Source organism: Ktedonobacter racemifer DSM 44963 (assembly GCF_000178855.1).
GTDB classification, from domain to species: domain Bacteria; phylum Chloroflexota; class Ktedonobacteria; order Ktedonobacterales; family Ktedonobacteraceae; genus Ktedonobacter; species Ktedonobacter racemifer.
Genome location: NZ_ADVG01000002.1, coordinates 233,834 through 255,745 on the forward strand (window position 1 = coordinate 233,834; position 21,912 = coordinate 255,745).

The 21,912-nt window shown below is 55.3% G+C and carries 17 protein-coding genes and 2 pseudogenes; 14 read left to right on the forward strand and 5 right to left on the reverse strand.

Annotation, left to right across the window (positions count from 1 at the left end; translation table 11 throughout):
- Window positions 1-6 precede the first annotated feature (6 nt).
- The gene (locus tag KRAC_RS17415; RefSeq protein ID WP_007909273.1) at window positions 7-681 is read right to left on the reverse strand and encodes a response regulator; all 675 of its coding nucleotides are present in this window, start codon (window positions 679-681) and stop codon (window positions 7-9) included.
- 169 nt (window positions 682-850) lie between these two features.
- On the opposite strand from KRAC_RS17415, the gene KRAC_RS74555 reads away from it, so the two are divergent.
- The 8 genes and pseudogenes from KRAC_RS74555 (at window position 851) to KRAC_RS17450 (ending at window position 9,925) form a co-directional block, all read left to right on the forward strand.
- Window positions 851-1,036, forward strand: a complete 186-nt coding sequence (locus KRAC_RS74555; RefSeq protein WP_211221295.1) for a hypothetical protein — start codon at window positions 851-853, stop codon at window positions 1,034-1,036.
- A gap of 34 nt (window positions 1,037-1,070) precedes the next feature.
- The gene (locus KRAC_RS17420) at window positions 1,071-1,529 is read left to right on the forward strand and encodes a DedA family protein (RefSeq protein ID WP_244422275.1); all 459 of its coding nucleotides are present in this window, start codon (window positions 1,071-1,073) and stop codon (window positions 1,527-1,529) included.
- 188 nt (window positions 1,530-1,717) lie between these two features.
- Window positions 1,718-2,464: an ABC transporter ATP-binding protein gene (locus tag KRAC_RS17425; RefSeq protein ID WP_007909274.1), complete on the forward strand. Its 747-nt coding sequence runs from the start codon at window positions 1,718-1,720 to the stop codon at window positions 2,462-2,464.
- Window positions 2,461-5,259 carry an ABC transporter permease gene (locus KRAC_RS17430; protein WP_007909275.1) on the forward strand — a complete coding sequence of 933 codons (2,799 nt, stop codon included), beginning with the start codon at window positions 2,461-2,463 and terminating at the stop codon, window positions 5,257-5,259. Before KRAC_RS17425 ends, KRAC_RS17430 begins: the two co-directional genes overlap by 4 nt.
- Window positions 5,260-5,529: 270 nt before the next feature.
- Window positions 5,530-6,048, forward strand: a pseudogene (locus KRAC_RS79500) (ATP-binding cassette domain-containing protein); the annotation flags it as partial.
- A 51-nt stretch (window positions 6,049-6,099) separates the two neighbouring features.
- Window positions 6,100-7,074 (forward strand): D-2-hydroxyacid dehydrogenase family protein, encoded by a 975-nt coding sequence (locus tag KRAC_RS17440; protein WP_007909276.1) that lies wholly within the window; start codon window positions 6,100-6,102, stop codon window positions 7,072-7,074.
- Window positions 7,075-7,115: 41 nt separating this feature from the next.
- A complete protein-coding gene (locus tag KRAC_RS17445; protein ID WP_007909277.1) occupies window positions 7,116-7,967 on the forward strand; it encodes a nucleotidyltransferase domain-containing protein in 852 nt (283 codons plus the stop codon).
- Window positions 7,968-8,253: 286 nt separating this feature from the next.
- Window positions 8,254-9,925, forward strand: a pseudogene (locus KRAC_RS17450) (nuclease/transposase family protein).
- On the opposite strand, the gene tmk reads toward KRAC_RS17450, so the two are convergent.
- The 3 genes from tmk to KRAC_RS61825 form a co-directional block, all read right to left on the reverse strand.
- Entirely contained in the window at window positions 9,905-10,558 is a 654-nt protein-coding gene (gene tmk / locus KRAC_RS17455; protein WP_007909279.1) for a dTMP kinase, read from the reverse strand. The pseudogene KRAC_RS17450 and the gene tmk overlap by 21 nt on opposite strands.
- Before the next feature lie 3 nt (window positions 10,559-10,561).
- Window positions 10,562-11,158, reverse strand: coding sequence for a dCTP deaminase (gene dcd, locus KRAC_RS17460; RefSeq protein WP_007909281.1), 597 nt, complete (start codon window positions 11,156-11,158; stop codon window positions 10,562-10,564).
- Between the two features lie 124 nt (window positions 11,159-11,282).
- The gene (locus KRAC_RS61825; protein WP_007909283.1) at window positions 11,283-13,337 is read right to left on the reverse strand and encodes an exonuclease domain-containing protein; all 2,055 of its coding nucleotides are present in this window, start codon (window positions 13,335-13,337) and stop codon (window positions 11,283-11,285) included.
- A gap of 289 nt (window positions 13,338-13,626) precedes the next feature.
- Here KRAC_RS61825 and rnhC point away from each other — a divergent pair, with 289 nt between their 5' ends.
- From rnhC to prfB, 6 genes are all read left to right on the forward strand, one after another.
- Window positions 13,627-14,562 carry a ribonuclease HIII gene (rnhC, locus tag KRAC_RS17470; protein WP_007909285.1) on the forward strand — a complete coding sequence of 312 codons (936 nt, stop codon included), beginning with the start codon at window positions 13,627-13,629 and terminating at the stop codon, window positions 14,560-14,562.
- A gap of 104 nt (window positions 14,563-14,666) precedes the next feature.
- Window positions 14,667-15,650, forward strand: coding sequence for a zinc ribbon domain-containing protein (locus KRAC_RS17475; protein WP_007909287.1), 984 nt, complete (start codon window positions 14,667-14,669; stop codon window positions 15,648-15,650).
- A gap of 92 nt (window positions 15,651-15,742) precedes the next feature.
- Complete coding sequence (locus KRAC_RS17480) at window positions 15,743-16,327, forward strand: GNAT family N-acetyltransferase (RefSeq protein WP_007909288.1); 585 nt, start codon at window positions 15,743-15,745, stop codon at window positions 16,325-16,327.
- A gap of 208 nt (window positions 16,328-16,535) precedes the next feature.
- Window positions 16,536-17,234, forward strand: coding sequence for a zinc ribbon domain-containing protein (locus KRAC_RS17485; RefSeq protein WP_007909290.1), 699 nt, complete (start codon window positions 16,536-16,538; stop codon window positions 17,232-17,234).
- 252 nt (window positions 17,235-17,486) lie between these two features.
- The gene (locus KRAC_RS17490; RefSeq protein WP_007909292.1) at window positions 17,487-18,656 is read left to right on the forward strand and encodes a hypothetical protein; all 1,170 of its coding nucleotides are present in this window, start codon (window positions 17,487-17,489) and stop codon (window positions 18,654-18,656) included.
- A 55-nt stretch (window positions 18,657-18,711) separates the two neighbouring features.
- A protein-coding gene (prfB, locus tag KRAC_RS17495) for a peptide chain release factor 2 (protein WP_157506760.1) occupies window positions 18,712-19,840 on the forward strand; the annotation gives its coding sequence in 2 pieces (ribosomal slippage) (window positions 18,712-18,777 and window positions 18,779-19,840; 1,128 coding nt in all).
- A gap of 93 nt (window positions 19,841-19,933) precedes the next feature.
- Here the strand turns inward: prfB and KRAC_RS17500 are convergent.
- Window positions 19,934-20,959, reverse strand: a complete 1,026-nt coding sequence (locus KRAC_RS17500; protein WP_157506763.1) for a sigma-70 family RNA polymerase sigma factor — start codon at window positions 20,957-20,959, stop codon at window positions 19,934-19,936.
- Window positions 20,960-21,912 lie beyond the last annotated feature (953 nt).

Genomic DNA, 21,912 nt, shown 5'->3' on the forward strand with positions numbered 1-21,912 from the left:
TCGCTTTCACTCTGGGGGGTGCAAGCGATAGCCCACACCACGCACCGTTTCTAACACTTTGATGGGGAACGCTTCGTCAACCTGACAGCGGAGACGGCGCATACAGACCTCAACAGCATTCAAGGTTCCGGTGAACTCATAGCTCCAGATATGGTTCGCAATCATCTCGCGTGTCAGGATCTGATTGGGGTGGCGCATCAAATATTCGAGGAGCGCAAAGAGCCGTGGGGTGAGTTCGATGCGTTGCCCTGCCCGCTTAACCACATGGGTTGCGGGATCGAGGCTCAGATCCCCCACACACAGGACAGCACTTTTCTCTGCTCCATTGCGTCGCAATAAGGCTCGCAGGCGAGCGAGCAGCTCACTCAGAGCAAAGGGCTTGATCAGATAATCATCAGCTCCGCTATCCAGGCCACGCACACGATCTGCCACCGTATCCCGAGCGGTGAGCAAGAGAATCGGTGTATTGATATGCTGGCGCCGCAGGTCTCGACACACCTGCAGTCCATCTTTTCCTGGCAGCAAGATATCAAGAATGAGTACATCGTAAGGCGTAGACTCGGCAAACGCCTGCCCCTCCACCCCATCAAACGCCGTATCCACGGCATACCCCTCATCAACTAAACTCATCTGAAGTTCGTGATTCAAACGCCGATGATCTTCAACCAGGAGAATACGCATAGCTCCCGTTTCCTTTCCACTCTTCTTCCCTCTATTATCGCTGAAAAACCTGACACCCTGCTGACACAAAGAAGGCAGAGATGTCAGGGCCCCGTCAGAAGAAGTGGGTACGCTCTCCCCGAACCCATCAATGAGTCGTCAGGATCAGCAAATAGAAAGATGTTTTTCGATGGATGGAACACAACTCATACAGCTTCTCGCCACCTATGGCTATGGAGCAGTCTTGCTCTTTGTCACCATTGAGAGCACTGGCATCCCCTTTCCAGGCGAAACGATGCTGCTCATTGCTGCTATTGCCGCAGGGATGACGGACGCATCAACTGGCCATTCCCTGGGTCATTGCCGCAGCAGCTAGCGGTGCTATCCTGGGCGATAACCTGGGCTTCTGGATCGGACGGACGGCTGGTTACCACTTGCTCCGTCGCTATGGGCGTTACATCTGCCTCAATGAGCGCCAACTCAAACTGGGTCATTACCTGTTTCTCAAGCATGGCGGCAAAGTTGTCTTCTTTGGACGCTTTGTAGCCGTCCTGCGCGCCTGGGCAGCCTTTCTGGCAGGCACAAACCGCATGAGCTGGCCCACCTTTTTGCTCTTCAACGCACTCGGAGGAGTTGTGTGGGCGAGTCTCGTAGGGCTCTCAGGCTACTTCCTGGGGAATGTCATGTATCAGTTCAGCGGACCTATTGGGATTGTCACCACCGTAGGAGCAGGACTCGTCAGCCTCGCCTGGTTCCTCATCTTGCACCGCCACAGTCGTCGCCTGGAAGACGAGGCCGAACGAGCCCTCCCTGGTTCCCTGGATGATTACCTCAAGGCGCAGCCAGTCTCGCCCTCAAAGCTCGAATAGACGCCCTCTGTCAACGTCTTGTCAGGAAATCGCAGTACACTCTTTCTCAGCTCCTTCCAACGGCATTTCCGCTGGGGTCAGTTCATCGCAGGGCCAAAAGAAACCGTCGAGATGGAGCAAGATGGCAAATGGCATGATACATGATAACCTTCTCTTTGCACAAATGGTATAAAAAGGAGAAAGACAGGATGAACAAACAACAAAAGAGAGGTGTCTTCCCTAATCCACAAATACCCCCTCTCGTGATGGAGGTGTCTTCCATCACGAAACGGCTCCCCTTAGGACGCGAACAGATTGACATTCTCAAAGGCATCTCCTTGACCGTGAAAAGAGGAGAAATGCTGACGCTGGTTGGGCCATCTGGCTCAGGCAAAAGTACGCTCCTCGGCATTCTCGCGGGCCTTGATAGTCCGACGAGCGGACAGATCGTGCTGGATGGCATCGATATTACCCGGATGTCTGAGGGAAAGTTAGCTACTGTACGCAATCGCAAAATCGGCATGGTGTTTCAGGCATATAACCTGATTGCCACGCTGACCGCGCAAGAAAATGTCGAAATGCCTCTGTACGTGGGCAAACATCCCGGCCAGATCTCCACACGTGCCAGAGAACTCCTGGATCTGGTCGGACTCTCACATCGCCTCTTGCATCGACCCGCGCAGCTTTCTGGTGGTGAACAACAGCGTGTGGCGATTGCGCGCGCGCTGGCAACTGATCCAGCCTTGGTCATTGCCGATGAGCCGACGGGAAACCTGGATGGGCAAAACGGTCAGAAGTTGCTCAAGCTGATCGCGGATCTGCGAGCACAGACAGGCCAAACCTTTCTGCTCGCGACGCATGACCCGGCTGTGGCTGCGCATGCCGACCGCGTTGTACAACTTGTGGATGGTATGATCGCGGAGATACACAAGCAGATAGGAGGAAGCACGCGATGAAAGCCTCTCTCTTCGTCACCTATCCTCTGCGCTCATTGCGACGCGGTGGCGGCTCCACGCAGATGGCTCTCATCTGTATCGCAATTGGAGTCATGGCGGTTGTGGCTATTCAGTTGATCGGGCTGATGGCAACCAGTTCCTACGTGAACAGCGCCCGCACGGCCAACGGAGGCGACATTTCTATGCAGGTCGCGGACCGCAACTCTCCCATCACCCAAAGTGATCTTGCAGTCTTCGAGCGACTCAAACGCGAGCAGACGATTCAGGGCTATACTCCGGTCAATCTGGAACTGGGCGCCATTGCCACCCTGCCCGCGCCGGCAAATGGGCTCCTGGTGCAGGTCGTCGATCCAGCGCATTTTCCCCTGGTGACCGCACCTACCTTTGTTTCTCCCGCATCCGGTTCGCTGAAAACGCTGCTGACAGGGAATCAGGTGGTGGTCACGCAGACTTTTCTGACGTACTACCACAAGCACGTCGGCGATACCTTTGCGCTCCAACTCCAATCGCCGCAGCAGAACGCGGCGGGGCGGACACTTCAGGCACGCCTGGCCGGAGTAATCGCTAATACGAACGGGTATGGCGTGGGCAATACGTTCGTGCTGGTCTCATTTGCGACCTATCAGGCGGCCAATCTGGCATTGCCCGTAGCGTATGACAGCGTCGATCTAGTCACACAAGATCAGGCCCACACGGATCAGGCGCTACGCGCGCTCCAGCAGCAAGTCCAGCAGGGACATTTGCCCCCTGCCTCTTTCCAAACCGCGACCGAGGTGCAACAGCACGTACAGGCTTTTAACGAGCAGACGACGCAATTGCAAGAACTGGCGGGTCTGCTCGTCCTGCTCATTGCGGGTCTGGGCATTCTGAATACCATGCGCATGCTCCTTGCCCGACGCACGCTAGAGATCGCGCTGCTCAAGACGATGGGCTACAGTCGCAGCAGCCTCGCGCTGCTCTTTGGGATAGAAACGGGCACGCTGGGCTTACTTGGCGGTCTCGTTGGAACTAGTATGGCGCTGGCCATCAGCTATGGCGTGGTAACGACCTTGCTCCTGGTGCCATTTCAGCCTGATCCCTGGACGCTGGGCAGCGGCCTTGCGCTGGGCACAGGCACGGCTCTGAGCTTCGGGCTGATGCCCATTGTCCAGTCCGCACAGATTCGTCCCATCGAAGTTTTGCGTGGCCGCTCAGACAGTGGCTCGGCCAGCGGCCGAAGCCTGATCTTGCTGCTGTATGGCCTAATTGTCCTCCTGTTCTGTCTGCTGGCAAGTGTCATTTTGCGGAATCTGTTGCTGGCCTGTGCGAGCGTCTGTGGAGCAGTCCTGTTCCTCGTGCTCCTAAGCCTGTGTCTACGCCCGCTCATCTGGGGCATCAGCACCTTTTCTCCGCCGGAGCATTACAGCAGGAAGTACCTGGCCATCGTTCTTGTCGGCATCGTTCTCGCGGTGCTTCTCTCTGCGTTCTTCCCGGTCGGAGGAGGCGTGGCGATGGTGCTCTTGTTCCTCGCGCTGGCCGTCAAACTGCTGCCTCATCCCTGGAAGATGAACACCAGGATAGCTTTACGTAATCTTGGAAGAAGACCAATGCGCACGATCATGCTGGTCCTGATCCTGTTTGTGGGAGTCTTTGTGATTGGCAGTCTTCAGGTGGTTGGACAAGATCTGCAAAGCCAGCTTGCCATCACCTTGAATCAAACCCTTTCCTTTAATGTAGTCGTCAAGCTCCCACAAAACCAGGCACGAGCGATGCGAGCACAACTGACCACGCTTCCAGACCTGCTGGCTTCTTCCTCAACGACGATCTCGGCCACATCCCTGGTGGCAATCAATGGCCAGCCCTGGCAGAGCTTTCTGCCTTCTGCGGGGAAGAACGGACGACCTGAGCCACTCACCGTCCAGGCACTGCGCGACTTCGATGGCGTTGAGGGCTATGATCTCAGCAATCAGCAGACGCCTGATCCACGCTTCTTTCATCTGGTAGCCGGACGCAACTTGCAGGCAAGCGATGCTGGGACCAATCATGTGCTCATCCCCTACTCTTCTGCCCTGGCTCACACACTCCCACTCACCATTGGGAGCACACTGACGGTTGAAAACACAGAGAGCAAGACCAGCACAACATTAACGGTCATTGGAGAATATACGACGGCGGGCATCTCGCTGACGCACGTGTCACCCATCTTGACGCCTCAGAATATCGTGATGACGCTGGCCCCGGCTACGGCACAAACCGTCTTCTACCTGAAAGTTAATCCCACGCAGGTGGCACAAACGGAAGCGAGGCTTGAACAGGCGCTGCCTGGCGTTGCCTTTGTGCCAACGCCGGCCAGTGACATTGACAGCTATCTCCAAGGGCTCTCCAATATTGTCTGGGTCTTCACCGTGATTGTCGGCTTTGTACTCCTGGCTGGCATGGTCATCATGGCGAACACGGTCGTGCTGGACCTGTTCGAACGGCGCCGGGAACTGGGGATCTTGAAAGCGCTCGGGTATACCCAGCAAACGATCCGTGGGGAAATCTTACTTGAGTATGGCATTATTGGGGGAACCAGTGCAGTCCTGGCTATAGTCCTGGTAGCCCTGCTCGCCAATCTGCTCGGCAATGCCTTCTTGCGCGCAACTGCCAGCGAGTTGAGTAACACTGGCGCAGTGGTCGTCTTGAGCTTTAGTCCCAATGGATGGTTGCTCGCTAGCCTCGTCGGAGGTGCGATCTCACTGGTATTGATTACCTCCTTGTTGGCTTCCTGGCGCACGGTACAGAGACGCCCTCTCGACGTCTTGCGCTATGAATAAAAGCATGTGCATCTGCCTAGAACTGGGTCGCACCAGTTCCAGGCAGATGTGGAGAGAAGTGGAGCGGTGTTTTGAGGAAGGCAAATAGGAATAGAGGACACAGGAAGGCATCACGCCTGCCCGATGTCATTTGCAACCGCATTCCAACATGCTTCGTAGAAAAAAAGAGGTTTTTTTCAGCAAAAACGTTTTCAAAACTTTCTATACCAGAAGGTCATTGGAGTGCTTTTTTATGTCACAACGACTTGATTATATGATCGGTAAAAGCGGAGCCTGCGCGAGCAGATTGGCATTGTCCTGCAGGAACCTGTCCTCTTCAGTACCACGATTCGCGAGAATATTGCCTACGGCAACCTGGATGCCTCACTTGCCGAGATTGAAGCCGCCGCCCAGGCCGCCAATGCCACTGAGTTTATTGAGCAACTACCCGCGCGCTATGATACACTCGTTGGTGAACGTGGTGTCAAGCTCTCAGTAGGACAACGCCAGCGCATCGCCATCGCTCGCGCTCTCTTGCGCAATCCACGCATCTTGATTCTTGACGAGGCGACCAGTTCGCTGGACAATGAAAGCGAGAAGCTGGTACAGGAGGCGCTTGAGCATTTAATGCAGAATCGCACCACTATCGTTATCGCCCACCGCCTCTCCACGATTGAGCACGCAGACAATATAGTGGTCCTGGAACAGGGTCAAGTAGTTGAGCAAGGTACCCACAGCGACCTGCTGGCACACGAAGGTACCTATTATCGCCTCTATACCAGCAAATTTCGCCATGATATGCTCACGTGATCCCACCCGCGTCCTCAGCGTTGAGACCAAAAACAAAGGAGAAGAAAAGTTTTGAAAATTGTTATCCCTGATGACTACCAGGATGCCATACGGCAGCTCGACTGCTTCGCGCAGCTTAAAGGACACAGCGTCACCATCTATAATGATAGCGTCACCGATATCGAGACCCTTGCCAGCCGCTTTCGCGAGGCCGATGCCCTGGTGCTTATCCGCGAGCGCACAAAGATCAGCGAGGCCCTCCTGGAACGCTTACCCAACCTCAAGTTGATTAGTCAGACTGGCAGGGGCTACCCCCATATCGATGTCGCGGCCTGCACGCGCCGTGGAATCGTCATCGCGGCGGGTGGCGGGACCTCCTACTCCACCGCCGAGCTGACCTGGGGCCTGATCCTGACCGCGACACGGCATATTCCCCAGGAGATCGCGTCGATGAAGGCAGGTCGCTGGCAGACGACGCTTGGTACCGGTCTGCGCAACCGTACTCTGGGCATCTTTGGCTATGGCAGGATCGGCAGCCTGGTCGCTGGCTACGGTCGCGCCTTTGGGATGAAGGTACTCGTGTGGGGACGCGAAGGCTCACTAGCACGCGCTCAGGCCGATGGCTTTGAGACCGCCGGAAGCCAGCAGATGCTCTTCGAGCGCGCCGATATCCTTACCCTTCATGTCAAAATGGCAGAGGCTACACGTGGGATCGTGACCGCCACTGACCTGGCGGCGATGAAGCCATCCGCGCTCCTGGTCAACACCAGTCGCGCCGGGTTGATTGCCCCTGGCGTATTAGAGGAGGCGCTGCGCGCTGGACGCCCAGGCTCCGCCGCCGTGGATGTCTACGAGAGCGAGCCAGTCACCGACCACCCTCTGCTGCATATGGAGAATGCCATTTGCACACCCCATATCGGGTATGTGGAGAAAGATAGCTACGAATCCTTCTTTGGCGCAGCCTTCGAGCAGGTAGTCGCCTTCCAGGCCGGCCACCCCATCAATGTCGTCAATCCCGAAGTCTTTGGCAAACAGCCAGATGCGTAATCGTGTCTCACTCAGACACTGCTAGAAACGAGAATGCTTCCTTGAAAGCAGATACAATACTAGCTCTCCTACTTGAGGAGCTTCGCGACACTCCTGGCCTATCTGGCATTGTGCTTGGTGGGTCGCGTGGCCGAGGGGCGGCAACACCAACCTCAGACATTGATCTGGGACTCTACTATGATTCCGAAAATCCCATTGACCTGCGCCACTTACGCGCCATCGCGGCCAGGATAGATGACGAACATCGCCAGGATGTCCTCACTGATTTCGGCGGGTGGGGACCACGCATCAATGGCGGTGGCTGGCTGGTGGTGCAGGGGATGCATGTCGACTTCCTCTACCGCGACCTGCGCGCCGTTGAGCGCTCCATTATCGAGAGTCGCGCTGGACGCGTGAGCATTGACTACCAACCGGGCCATCCACATGGCTTTACGACCGCTATGTATATGTCAGAGATAGCGCTCTGCCGCGTGCTCTGGGACCCGGCGGGCGAGGTCCAGCGCCTAAAAGCCCTGACCACACCCTACCCTCGTCAATTGCAGGAGGGGATCGTCCGAAGCTTCTTCTGGGAGATCGATTTCGCCATCCAGAACGCGGCCAAAGCGGCCGGGCGCGGTGATGTTTCCTATGTCGCGGGCTGCTGCTTCCGAGCTGTTTCCTGCCTGCTCCAGGTCCTCTTCGCGCTCAACACCTGCTACTGGATGAACGAGAAGGGCGCGGTGGTGCTCGCTAACGTCTTCCCGCTCGTCCCCACCCGACTCGCTGAACGTATCGGCGAGATATACACGCTCCTCGCACCAGAGAGTGCGAATCTCAAGACCGCGCTTGAGCGGCTTGAAGTGCTACGGAAAGAGACGCAAGCCCTGCTGATAGCCCAGGGCTTGCCTGCATAAAAAAGTTGTGTGAGAGGATGTGGTATGGCAGTCCTGCAGGACTGCCATACCACATCCTCTCACACAATGAATCATATCATGGCGAGAAATCTTGAGTAGAAGCTTGATTTTACAGAGAACGTGGCGAGAAAGCCCCGGTCATTGATGCTGGGGATGAATCGCCACTCCCGCGTGAGCGTGAGGGCCGGAAAAAGCCAGCCTTCTAGAACTTGTGTTCTTCCCGACTCTCTGGTACAATAGCCGTGCGAGGATCAATCGCACGTATGAGATTGAAGGAGGAGCGGGTATGCCAAAGACATGCCGGGGACAACGCAAGAAGAAGGAACAGCAGGAGAAACGGCCTGCCACTCCCACCTTCCTGCTCGAACTACCCCTGGTCGTCGATGCAGGGCAAGCCTCCCGCTTGCGTGCCCATTTGGAAGCCGCTCGTCAACTCTACAACGCCATCCTCTCCCAAGGCCAACAGCGCTTGCGTCGCATGCGCGCTGACCCTGCCTGGCACGTGGCTCGTACCATTCCTCGCACCCAGAAAGCCGAACGGGCCGCCGCCTTCTCCGCCTTGCGCAAAGCGTATGGCTTCACCGAGGCGGCGTTGCATGAAGCGGTCAAAGGATTACGCGTCGGCTGGATTGCCGAGCATATCGAGGCGGTGTTAGCCCAAACCCTGGCTACTCGCGCCTATCGCGCCCTCAATCGCGTCTGTCTGGGGAAAGGAAGGCGGGTGCGTTTTAAGAGCCGAGGACGCGGCTTCTCCAGTATCGAGAACAAACGCAACGATACCAGCCTGCGCTTTGTCCTGCAACCACCCGAGGAGGGAAACACAGGGTATCTGCTCTGGAACGGAGACCAGCTGCCCGCTCTCATCGATTGGAAGGATGAAGTCGTGACCCATGGGCTCAGGCACCGCATCAAGTACGCTCGCCTCATCCAACGTCCCGCCAGCAGCCCCAGAGCGGCGGGCGCTGATGCCCATGGGGATCGCTACTTCGTGCAACTCGCTTTGGAAGGCAAGCCCCACCAGAAGAAAAAGCACACGGTTGGTATGAGTATCGTTGGCGGTGACCTTGGTCCCTCCACCCTGGCTCTCTTCCCCCAGGAGGGAGAGGCGAGCCTGGAGGTCTTCTGCGCAGAACTGGCTCCCGAGGCCCGTGCCATTCGACGGCTGCAACGGCAGATGGACCGGCAGAGGCGAGCCGCCAACCCAGAAAACTACGACGAGAAGGGGCGCATCAAGAAGCAGGGCAAGAAGAAACTGCAATGGAAACAGAGCAAGCGCTACCAGGCCACGCGACGACGCAAAGCCAGCAAAGAACGCAAACTGGCCGCCCATCGCAAGAGTCTGCATGGGCGTAAGGTCCACGAGATCGTTGCGCAGGGCAATATCATCATCATTGAGAAGATTTCCTACAAGGCGTGGCAAAAAACGTTTGGCAAGAGTGTGGGACTGCGAGCACCTGGGATGTTTGTAGAGTTATTAAGACGCACCGTTGCAAGCACGGGCGGCATCCTGGTGGCGCGTTCCCACGCGCACGACGGCCCTGAGCCAATGGTGTCACGGATGTGGCAGACGGGTCAAGAAGCCGCTTTCTCAGCGCTGGCATCACTGTGCATGTGGCGTGGGGCCCGTGCAACGCGACCTGTATTCGGCGTTTCTTGCCGCCTCCCTCGATCCAGCAAATCCCATTCCCTCGTGTGCCCGATACCAGGAGTATTGGGAGGGTGCGGAGGCGCGCCTGCGGGCAGCACACGAGCGTACAGCACAACGCGCGAAAGAGGGGCAGATCTTGCCCCGAAGCTTGGGTGTGACTCGAGCCAGAGCGCGTCTGCCCAAAAGTCTGAGGGAACCTACACAAGAGCCAGCCTCTCTTGCCCAAGCAGGAAGGCTGGAAGCGTGGACGGAACGCTCAGAACCCCCGCTGCTTTCGCACGGGGAGTCTTCAGCTGTGCATAGCCAATAGCCGCTCAACGTGACCCTGGATTTCGCGCTGAATGACTTCAGGAGTACGCGAGGCATCAAGCACTTTGATGCGCTGTGGATGCCTGCGGGCTAGCGTGAGAAAGGCCTCGCGCAAGGTCCGGTGAAAGGTCTCCGTTTCGCGATCAAAATGGCTCTGCTCAGTACGCGTACCACCCTGGTCCACAGCCAGGTTGGTGCGTTGCTGCACCTTCTCAGGTGGCAGATCCAGCATGATAGTTAGATCGGGCTGATGTCCCTGTGTCGCCAACAGTGAGAGATCCTCCACCAGTTGCTCACCAACACCACGCGCCGCTCCTTGATAGGCAATGCTGGAATCAAAGCAGCGATCAGAAACAATTACTTTCCCCTCGTCAAGTGCGGGCAGGATCACCTCAGCAAAATGCTGGGCGCGGTCAGCCTGGAAGAGCAGGGCTTCGGCCAGGGGGGAGATATGCAGGTCGGGACGATTCAGCAGGAGGCGCCGGATCTCCACACCCAGGGGAGATCCACCCGGCTCGCGTGTGCGCAGATATGACACTCCCTGACTCTGTAGCCACGCCTCTAGCAGGTTCATCTGCGTCGTCTTGCCCGCTCCATCGAGACCCTCAAACGAAATCAGCACGCCACGTTCCACGCCCTATTTGCCTCCCTTGTCGGTACGATAAACATCGTAGTCCCAGTCAAAGTAGGGCTTGGGGAGCATATCCTCTGGACGCCAGGACTCCGCGCGCTTGCCATATTTGCCGTGGTACTCCTTGAGTGTCTCGCCAACATATTCAAAGGTCAACTGGCAGATACGGAAGCCCACGGGGACGTAGATAGTCGTCTGCGTATGATTGCTAATCTCCATGGTCCAGCGGCTAATATAGCCCACATCACCCACACCGGCACAGCGGCAGACCGAGAGGCCCGAGCGCGCGACCGTGCTGCGCGAATACATCTTTGCCAGGTAGCCGTTATGACCACCAATGACCTCCTGTGTATGCGCCAGAATCGTCGTGCCGGGGCGAATCGCGATCTTTCCCTCGCTTGCCTGGCGGGGCATTCCCCAGTAGCGACGAATCTCATCAGGGTTGTCCAGGTGCATGGCCTCTATATTGGCGTCCCCCTGGAAATACCACTCGCCCAGGCGGCAGTCATATGAGTTGGTTCCCAGATGACGCATATCAAAGGGTTCAATAACGATATTGCCCTGCTCTAGTTCTTCAAGGATACGTTTATCGGATAATAACATGCTATTTCGGTCTCCAATGAAAAGAAAAAATACGATACACGCGCACTTCTATCCAGATCTTATTCCGAAACCCAACGTCACTTGCGTGACTAGCGCTTCGCGCTCAGGGTTTTCGGATAAGAAGCTACTCTTCCAGCGGCAAGAGTGGTTCGGCACCGATATGTTGCCAGATCTGTGCGAACAACGCCTCCTGCTCCTCCTCGCTTGCCAGGGCAGATGAAAATGGGAAGAAGGCCCGGTCTTCACTATGATGATGAATCCAACGACTGATAATATTAATTTGATCGACTTCGGCCTGACCCACAATATCAGGCGGGCGCCCTAAGTCACGCGCCTGGACCAGCAAGGCACGCAGAGCCAGCTTTGTCTCCGGTTCATTATGGGCCACGCGCTGCTGGGCAATCAAGCGACCATGTCTGACCAGAAAGAGTTCATTGTGGTCAAGCTCGGACGAGGGATAGACAATAAATAAATTATTGGCCTCAACGGCGCCCGTGATCAACTGCTGGCCGATTAGGACCTCGTCGGCGCTGCGCAGTGCGTCGCGCAACCAGGCGGCTCGCTCAAAGTTGAGCTGTTGCGCCGCCTCAAACATCTGTCGGCGCAGGCGATCAAAAAGATCTTCGCGCTCACCACCCAGGAAGGCACAAACCTGTTCGATAATTTTACGATACTCATCCTCATCTACGCCACCCCGACAGGGAGCGGGACAGCGCCCCAGGTGGTGACGCAAGCAGGGATCAGAAGCCTTCGCCGCCGGTGGCAGGCTGCGTGTACAGGTGCGCACAGGAAAGATCTTCTGCATCAATTCAATGGTCGCATCCACAACCCTGCGGCTGCGGAAGGGACCAAAGTAGCGCGCACCATCCGCCGCGATCTCGCGCGTGGCGTAGACCCGTGGGAAGGCATGCTGTACATCGATCTTGATAAAGGGATAGAGTTCATAGTTGCGCAATTGCACATTATACATCGGCTGCAACTCTTTGATCAGCCGCGACTCCACCAGCAGCGCCTCCAGCTCTGAACCCAGCACCCGCGTCTCGATCTCGCGTACATTCTGCAAGAGGCCATCCATCTTGCGCGTGTATCCCAGCGGCTGGCTATAATAGGAACCCAGCCTGTCCTTCAGGCATTTAGCCTTGCCAACATAGATCACCTGCCCGTGTTCATCCCGCATGAGATAGACACCGGGCTTCTCAGGAAAGTTGCGCCGCCAGGCAGGATTGAGCAGGAGGCTCCCATTCGGTCGCGTCGCCACGCCCGAAAGCTTCTCGTCGGCCCGGCCACGCGCCGCCATCTTCGCATCCACCTGGGTGATATCCCCACTCCAGGCCACGGGCAACTGCTGGCGCAAGCGCAGATGCCCCAGCGTATGTATCTCCTGGATTTTTGCGCGTTCAAGCAAGCGAGCAAAGACATCGGCCGTCACCTGGGCATCACCCAGAGCGCGGTGCCGATTGTGCGTCTGGATCTGTAAATATTGCGCCACCATGTCCAGCTTGAAGCGCTTCAGACCTGGCAACAAGCGCCGCGAGAGCAAAATTGTATCCAGGCCCTCAACAGGAAAGGGCAGACCCAACAACTGGGCTTCGTGCGTGAGAAAATTGACATCAAAGCTCAGATTATGTCCAACCAGGGTTGCGCCCTCAATAAAACGCAGGAAATCCGGCATGATATCGCGAGCCTTGGGCGCATCGGCTAGCATCTCTGGAGAAATACCTGTAAAACGTACAATAAAGGGAGGGATGCGCCGCTCTGGATGCACCAGGCTCTGAAAGGTATCCAGGATCTCGCCATTGCGCATACGCACACCCGCCACCTCAATCACACGGTCCGGCCCGGGTCGTAGCCCGGTCGTCTCGGTATCCACCACCACAAACTCTACCTCTTCAAGCGCAAGCTGCGTGCGTTTCCATGCAGTCAAGCCCCATAGCCGTTCTTGACCACCCATCTCGTCTTCATCACCGACTGAGAGAGCTTCAAAGAGAGGAGATCCACGCAATGTCTGCCGCAACAATATCGTCCAGAAGCCATTGGAGTTGCCACCGCCCGTCACCCCAAAGAGATATTCGATTAACTGCTCCTCCACCACCGGTTGCCCGACCTGCTCAAGCAGTTCATGTGCCCTGCGTAGTAATGTCCCTCGCTGCGGCACACCATTCTCATCCACCTGCGCCATGCCATAACTCCACTTCGCAAATACATTGCCGTCTATTAGATCATATGTGCGAGAATAGCACGCCTCGCCCCTTTTGACAAGTACATAGTCCTTCGCACCACTGGTGCGAAGGAAAGAATAGTCAAGAGGGCTATAAAAAGAGCAAATATATTACCGCCAATCTCACTTCCTGCTACAATAGGAACAACTAACGTCTCCAAAGATGCCATTCAAAACGTTTACCAGTAAGATAGCCGAAAAAGCCGGTGATATTGATCGCCACAACACGATCCTGTTGAAAGGAAAGAGGATGCCCGCAAGCAAGCTAGAGACAACCATTACTGCCTTCCATACCTATATCGCAGATCGGGGATGGCGTATCCTCAGCAAGAAGGCAGTACAGAGTGGGTATCAGTTCGTAGTCAGCGATGGCAAGATCAGCGTGCCTGTCACGCTCTATACCACCGGGCGCATCAATGTGCAAGGGCAGGCCAATACACTCCAAAGCGCGCTCAAAGCCTGGAGTGGCTCCTCAACAGTATCAAAGGTAACCACAACAGAGACCGCGATGAAGAATCCATCAGGAGAGCGACCGCGTGCTACAGGACTGGCACGCATTGGGTGCGACGAATCAGGCAAAGGAGATTACTATGGTCCTCTGGTCATGGCCGCGCTCTACGTGGATAACCACACAGAGGAGCAACTTCTCGCCCTGGGGGTGCGCGACAGCAAACGCCTCACCGATGCCGTTATGTTGGAGATGGCCAGCGAGATAGAACGCATCTGTCGTGGGCAGGGCCTGCTACGTATCTATGACCCCGAGCGCTATAACCAGCTCTACCAGGCAACGCCAAATCTTAATTTGCTGCTTGCGCAGGCGCACGCCCATACTATTACGCGCCTCCAACCCACCGTGGCAGCGTCGCTGGCTATTGTCGACCAGTTTGGTGCAGAGCGGCTCTTACTTGATGCCTTAAGACAAACTGGGTGTTCAATTACCCTGGAGCAGAGGCCCCGGGCCGAAGATGATACTGCGGTGGCCGCAGCCTCCATTATGGCGCGCGCCGCCTTTGTTCGTGAGCTGGCAAAGCTTTCACGAAGCGTAGGGATTGAGCTTCCCAAGGGCGCCTCCAATCCACAGATTGTTGCCATTGGACGAGAACTGGTTGCACAGCATGGGGCAGACATCCTACGCAAAGTAGCCAAGCTCCACTTCAAAACGACCGACATGATTGTTGTATCATAGAACAATATTCCTGATTGTATTCATACCCTAAATGTTATTGCTTCATTTGGCATCATAGAGAAAATATAGAGACCCTGCTTGGAGAAAGGATTTGAGAAGCCAATATGGTGTTTTGTGGTCAATGTGGCTTGCTTATACCACCCGGCTCGACGAAGTGCCCCCGCTGTGGCGCCCCGGTCGATGAGAACCCGGTAGGCCAGCAAGCGCCTACTACCAATGACATAAATAACGAGACGCAGGTCTCGATGCAGGCGATACCACAGCATCAGCCAGGCCAGCCGGGTGATGCCTATTCCGCACGCACGCAACAGGATCAGAGAGGCTATGAAACCTATAGCAACAACAACGCGCCCACGAGTGCCGTGCCGTCCTCTACACGGCCAACACCCGCTTATCCCGCGCCCCCTCCTCATACCTCTAATCCCTACAATCCAGTATCTCCATCCCCATATCCCTATAGGCAGCAACAAGAGGGCTACACTCCTCCTCAGCCCACTCCATACTATCAGCCCCAGCCTCCCAGGCGCGGCAATGGGCTACTCATCACCCTCATCACCCTCGCCGTTCTGCTTGTCCTTGTGACTGGGGGCATCTTACTCGCTGGCCCGGGCAGACTCTTCCCAAACACGGCCAATAATGCCACAGCGACGACTGCCCCTCAGGCCACTCCGACAACCGCCAACCAACCCACAGACACGGCGACGGCCCAACCAACTGACACACCGGAGGCCACGGCAACTCCAAACCAGACCACACCGACGCCAACAGTGACCTCAGCCCAGGCCGAGAGCGTAGTTTACAATTACTACAACTACATCAATGCCAAACAATATCAACAAGCCTATGATCTCTGGACCCACATCAATCAAACCTATGATGACTTTAAAAATGGCTTTGCTACGACTGACAAAGACACCATCCAAACGATCCGTAGCAGCGATGATCCCCAGGGGCAAAAGGTTTCCCTCACCTTGCAAGCCCTCTCCACGGATGGACAGACCACCATGTATAGTGGCTACTATATCGTCAGCCAGCAGGCAGACGGATCGCTCAAATTCGTAGATGGACAGATGAACAAAGCCTCCTGATAGCCCAATTTCACCTGGAAGGAGAGTACCCTGATCGTCCCAAGTGCTCTCCTTAATAAATATCTCAAGCGTTTTTGTCCTAGGAAGGTAAAATGGTGCAAGACGTTCTCCATATACACCATAAGCTCTCGCCGGGCGAAGAGATTATCCACATTCGGCCAGTTCAGGCCAGCGATGCCGAGGCATATCTGGCCCTCATGCGGCAACTCGATCAAGAGACGACATTTATGCTCCTTGAACCAGACGAGCGCAAAGGAGACCTTGAAGAGCTACGTACGCGCTTTGCGCGCCAGCAGGAAGACATGACATCAGGTATCCTCTTTGTGGCAGAACATGGCGAGCGTCTGATCGGTTGCCTGGGAGCAGAGAGGGGCAGGGTACGACGCACCGCCCATAGCGCCCATATCTTCATTGGTGTCCTGCAAGCCTATGGCGGCAAGGGTATCGGCACGCAACTCTTTCTGGCCGTGGAAAACTGGGCGCGCTCCCTGCACCTCCATCGCCTCGCACTCGATGTACATACCCATAATAAGGCAGGCATCTCGCTCTATAGCAGGCGTGGCTTCGTCATCGAGGGGACGCTCAAAGATGCCTATGATGTACGTGGACAATTTGTTGATGCCTATGCGATGGCAAAGCTCTTCCATGAAGCAGAGGGGCAAAACTGGAACAAATGAGCTGCCTGAAACGTTGTTATATGCAAAGCGATTAAACAATATCGATAAAGACCTTGCCCGAAAGTCCTTCTTCTGTGGCATTTGAGATGTCATTCTCGTTTGGAATATGAGATTGTGCCCGTTCCCAATGGGCCGACCATGGGGTATACTATCACACGAACAGCCTCGCGTCTCGGCGATGTTTGAGCGGGGTCTGAAAGGAGTTTTCATGGTTTTCTGTGGTCAATGCGGTCAGCAAATGGCCCCCGGTATCACCCGTTGCCCACGGTGTGGTGCAGCTGTTGAAAACGGCCAATCCGGCCAGAATTATGATGTCACAGGATCGAATGACCAGACGGTTGAGTCCCAGTCGTTCTTTGCGCCTCAACCACAACAGGCAGCTCGTCCCTATTCTGGTGGCTCGACGGCTAACTTTGGCGGTCACCCCTCGCAGGGTGGACCCCAACCGATCATGCTGCGCGGAGCAGACCAGAACTACGGCACACAAAATGCCTATGACGCGACCAGCATGATGGACGCGCATACGAATATGGGAGGCAATCCAGCTACCATGCAGCCTCAGGGCAACACCTATGCGCAGGGAGGAGGCTATCCCACCTCTCAGCCAGGTCTCTCCGGCATGCAGCAGCCTATGGGCAGAGGCTACCCGGCTTCACAGTCTTCGTTCGCGAACGCGCCCCAGAGCGGTGGTCAGTATTCATATCCAGGCTTTGCACAACCGCAGGGGAGCTTTACCCCCCAGGGGAACATGGCCTACCAGCAAGGGCAATCCGCCGAGAATTCTGCCACGACGAGTGTGACCTCACGTGGCCGCACGACAGCTCTGGTCACCATTCTGGTGGGCATGCTCTTTATTCTTGTCGCGATGGTCCTCTTTATTATGCAATTTAATCATATGCTTGGTTAGAGGCCCGGTATCATATTTAGGCTCATCATTCTTGCTTTTGTGAAGCGTACATCTCCACGATAAGCGCTTCACAGGAGTCAGGAGGGGTGTCGTGCTCATTGCATAATGAGCACGACACCCCTCCTAGTTTTCTATGAGTTGCTAGAGAGCAGCATCTACTCGTTTCCCTGGCTATAATGATATATTTCGCTTGTCACCCTCTTTAGACTAGAAAGTGGAGGTATTGATGGAAAGAGGAGGGGAAGAGCCAGGTTGCACAACGCACAGACACTCCCTACCAGGGAAACACGCCTCCCACACACAACCTACCATCCACGTCCGCGTACCATGGTCATTGCGTTTATCGCCCTCTGTATCCTGGTCAGCTACCTGTTTCTCCGCTCCGTTCAGTCCTTCGCTTTCCCACCCTTAATCTGCGCGAACCTTCTGCGCCAGGCAGACTACCAACAGATCCTTGCAACGACTACTGAACAACAACTACCACCAGTGACGCAGATCACCAGTGACCTCATACCTGGGCAGCTAAGCACCTTTGTTCAGGTAAGTCATCCCGATGATCCACGGCACCTGCTCGACGCCTATGTCTACACCTGCTCTCAACAAGGCCAGACCTCCCAGTCAACCCTTCTACCAGTCTTCCAACTTCACGACCTGATTCAGGGCACAGCCAGCATTACTCAGGCCCATTCGCTCAGCATCGGTCAGCTCGATACCACCCTTCCCACAGATACCAACCTCTTGATGCAACCAGGCCAGCAAACGATGTACCGCGAATATCGCTGGCAGAATGGCGCCTTCATACAGGTTCCATTCCCCGCGCTCTTCCCGGTCTTAAGCCGCGCTGAGGCGCAACAGTTACAGGCACAAGCCAACGCCGGAACAATCCTGCCCTGGTCCGACCCTCTCAAAACGGCGGCCTCTCTAGCACAAAATCTGCTGCACTGGTCCGCAGATAGCACACATATACACCTGATCCACCAATCAGCAGGCGAGGCCGAGTTGACGCTCACTGAGGAGAAACCGTCCTGTGAGCTTGATGTGACCCTGCAACGCCTAATACAAACGGACGAGCATGGGCTCTGGTTTGTCACCTCCGCCTTCTCGCCAGGCCTGACACTGCCACACAACAACCTGGATATGGCAACGAGCTCACCCCTCACCCTCAGTGGCACCCTTGATCAAGCAGGCACTCCCGCGCGCCAGTCCACTCCCACGGCCCTCCTCTTTGATCATACCCTGACCCACCTGGCGGTGCTCAACACCGAAGCCATCACCATCCAACCCAATGGAGGCTTTACCGGCACCCTGCATTTTACGAATGATCTGCCTGGTCAGCCCTCACTCCTGCTCCTCGCCTTCACCACATCCCGCTCAGGTCAGCAGACCACCCGGCTCCTGCTCACCAACGTCCTGCTCAGTTAAGATATGACAAAGGTGCCTCTACACCAGTGCCTCATGATATGCTACAATACTGACCATGAGTGAAATGACCCAACAAATCGAACGCTTACAAAGACGCGTCGAGAAAACTATGGTGCGTCTTTGACCTGGCTACCAAAGCAGTCCAGGTAACACAACTTGAAGAAGAGAGCATGCAGCCAGACTTCTGGTCTGATAACCGCAAAGCACAGGCCCATATGCAACAACTCAATGCCCTGCGCGAAGAGGTTACGACCTGGGAGCAGCTCGCCACACAGCTTAAAGACCTGCAAGAACTTGCCCTAATGCTGGAAGAGGAGCCAGATGATGATATGCAGGCCGAAGTGGCGCAGTCCATTCACCCAATTGAGGAACAGATCGAGAAGTTAGAGTTTGCCTTAATGCTCAGTGGCGAACACGACGAGAAAAACGCCATCCTCAGTATCCACGCCGGTAGCGGCGGCGTCGATGCCCAGGATTGGGCTGAGATGCTTCTGCGTATGTACCTGCGCTGGGCGGACCAACATCGCTTCCGCACCCAGATCTATGACTATAGTGAAGGTGAAGAAGCCGGAATCAAGAGCGCGACCGTTGAGATCGAGGGGCGCTTTGCCTATGGGTATCTGCGGTCGGAAGCAGGTACACATCGCCTCATTCGTCTATCGCCCTTTGACGCAGCGCACCGTCGCCAGACCTCGTTTGCGAAGGTTGAGCTCATGCCCGATATCGAAAACACGATCGAGATTTCGATTCGACCCGAAGATATCGAGGTAGATACCTACCGCTCAACGGGCGCGGGTGGGCAGCACGTCAACAAAACTGACTCCGCCGTGCGGATGCGCCACGTTCCGAGCGGTATTGTCGTGACCTGTCAGAACGAGCGCTCACAGCTTCAGAACCGGGAAGTCGCGCTCAAGATCCTCAAGGCCCGCCTGTTTGAGCTGGAGCAGAAGAAGCACGACGAGGAGGCGGCCCGCTTAAAAGGCGAGCATGTCCAGGCCGACTTCGGAACGCAGATTCGCTCGGTGATTGTACATCCCTATAACATTGCCAAGGATCATCGCACCAACCACGAGACCAGTGACACCACCGCGTACCTGGCTGGCAATGTTGACCCCTTCATTCACGCCTACTTACAGGAGCAGGCATCTGGCGTTGCAAGTCCCGCCGCGGTCGCGGAAGACTAGCTCAAAATGTGGAAGCAGTAGCACACAGTTTTTTGACCAGACACAAAGAGGCCCGGACGTTTCTCCCGTCCGGGTCATCTCTTATTCTCCTTGCTATACACGCGCCAGGTCGCGCAGACCCTCATAGCGCTCCGGGTAGCGCAGCTTGCGCAGAGCCTTCACCTCGATCTGGCGAATACGCTCACGCGTCAGGTGGAAGAGTACGCTGACCTCGTCGAGCGAGAGGGAATGTCCGTCTTTTAGCCCATAGCGCATCTCAATGATCGTACGCTCGCGAGGATTGAGGACGGTCATGGCTTGCTCGATATGCTCACGCTGCAACTGCTGCGAGACCACATCAATCGTGGGCGCCATGCTAGTATCTTCGAGCATATCTGAGAGATGGTACTCCTCATCATCGGCCATCGGCGCATCCAGCGAGATGGGCTGCTCCGAGACATTGAGTAGTTCGACGACGCGCTCACGCGGCAGGCCTAGTTCAGCCGCTACCTGCTCCGGTAATGGCTCAACACCTTGCTCCTGATACAAGCGACGTGTAATACGCTTGATCTTGTAAATAAGTTCTACGACGTGGACAGGAATATGAATGCTGCGAGAATGCTCAGCGATGGCCCGGCTTATAGCCTGGCGAATCCACCAGGTGGCATAGGTGCTAAAGCGGAAGCCACGCTTGTAATCAAACTTCTGTGTCGCGCGCATCAACCCGATATTGCCCTCCTGAATCAGGTCGAGTAGCGGTAACCCCTGATTGGAATAGCGCTTCGCGATACTGACGACCAGGCGCAAGTTAGCCTCAATCAAGCGCTGCCGGGCATACTGATCGCCCCGCGCCACACGTTCTGCCAGTTGCAGCTCCTGCTCGGCGGTGAGCAGTGGATACATACCAATCTCTTTCAGGTACTGCTTTACGGAGTCATCGACCGCCCCACGCTGATCCTCTTCCCCATCTACCTCCTCCTCGCAGGCATAGATGAAATCCTTTTCACTTTCTATCTCCACGCCATCGTCCATCAGGTCTTTGGTGTGTTTTCTCTTGCTCAACGTGACTGTCACTTCGGTATCCACACTCTGGGATGCTCTTTTTCCTCTTGCTCCCACGACATCTACTCCTTTTTCCATACTACCTTCACAGACAGACGCAAACGAGAAACTCAAAACGGACCTCTAGGTAATGCGATGCAGTCGGGTGCGCTTGCCAGTTCTCTGGCACTGTTATATGGCTCTGTCTAGAAACGCCATCTCTCCCGGCTGTGTTTTTTCTAACGTGTCGTCCGCGATATGCTCTCCCACTTTTCTATTAGTGCAAGAAACGTGCCAAACTCTAGTCCCCATTGACATAGTTCACTCCTTTCACTCCTCGCAAGCTGGTAGAAAGCTGTAACAGTAATACTATCGGCAAGCGAACACACTTTTATAGGGAAAATTGACCCCATATTTCAGTCTACATAAAATTTGGCATATCATACGTGCTCAAGCACGACATCCAGCACGCCTTCCTGGCTGCTCACTGCTATAGAGCAAAGTAGACCTCTTCCATGAAGAGTTTTCCATGTTTGAGGATTTTTGCCCAACCCTTGCGCGCAGTAACATGAATAGATAGCCATGCTTGACTAGAGTTGTTTCACCTGTTATGCTGGAAGTAAGAAACGCAATAATTCCCCCTCATCAATAGTCCCCCTACCCGCTTATCAAGCTCCTTTTTTGTGCTCTAAATTACCCATATGTTACACAATTTCATATGAAATACAATGTTATTTGCTGTCAAAACTGCTGTCATTTTTCTACATTGCTTATCACGTCTACATTGTCTCTGTAAGCGGGTTTATGAAATCTGCTTTGAGCACCAAAGTTCGTATTTGGGGGCTCAAATGGCTCAAACGCAGTTTTGATGATGAAGCAAAGGACAACTGTTGTCAGGATCAGGCGGCATGACCTCCCGTAGGATAACCTCTGCTTCGTTGAACACAGCTTTTTGTGGTTCGTTTGTCCAGTTGCGCATGCTCTCCGGCCTCATCATCAAAAGTGCGGATGAGCCGCTAGGAAGAGAACAGTCATAGAGCATAGCAGCAAAG

Bases quoted from the DNA above. Each gene is read 5' to 3' on its own strand.
- KRAC_RS17415 (WP_007909273.1), bottom strand. From the start codon at position 681: ATGCGTATTCTCCTGGTTGAAGATCATCGGCGTTTGAATCACGAACTT.
- KRAC_RS74555 (WP_211221295.1), top strand. From the start codon at position 851: ATGGATGGAACACAACTCATACAGCTTCTCGCCACCTATGGCTATGGA.
- KRAC_RS17425 (WP_007909274.1), top strand. From the start codon at position 1,718: ATGAACAAACAACAAAAGAGAGGTGTCTTCCCTAATCCACAAATACCC.
- KRAC_RS17430 (WP_007909275.1), top strand. From the start codon at position 2,461: ATGAAAGCCTCTCTCTTCGTCACCTATCCTCTGCGCTCATTGCGACGC.
- dcd (WP_007909281.1), bottom strand. From the start codon at position 11,158: ATGTTATTATCCGATAAACGTATCCTTGAAGAACTAGAGCAGGGCAAT.
- KRAC_RS61825 (WP_007909283.1), bottom strand. From the start codon at position 13,337: ATGGCGCAGGTGGATGAGAATGGTGTGCCGCAGCGAGGGACATTACTA.
- rnhC (WP_007909285.1), top strand. From the start codon at position 13,627: ATGCCCGCAAGCAAGCTAGAGACAACCATTACTGCCTTCCATACCTAT.
- KRAC_RS17475 (WP_007909287.1), top strand. From the start codon at position 14,667: ATGGTGTTTTGTGGTCAATGTGGCTTGCTTATACCACCCGGCTCGACG.
- KRAC_RS17480 (WP_007909288.1), top strand. From the start codon at position 15,743: ATGGTGCAAGACGTTCTCCATATACACCATAAGCTCTCGCCGGGCGAA.
- KRAC_RS17485 (WP_007909290.1), top strand. From the start codon at position 16,536: ATGGTTTTCTGTGGTCAATGCGGTCAGCAAATGGCCCCCGGTATCACC.
- KRAC_RS17500 (WP_157506763.1), bottom strand. From the start codon at position 20,959: ATGGAAAAAGGAGTAGATGTCGTGGGAGCAAGAGGAAAAAGAGCATCC.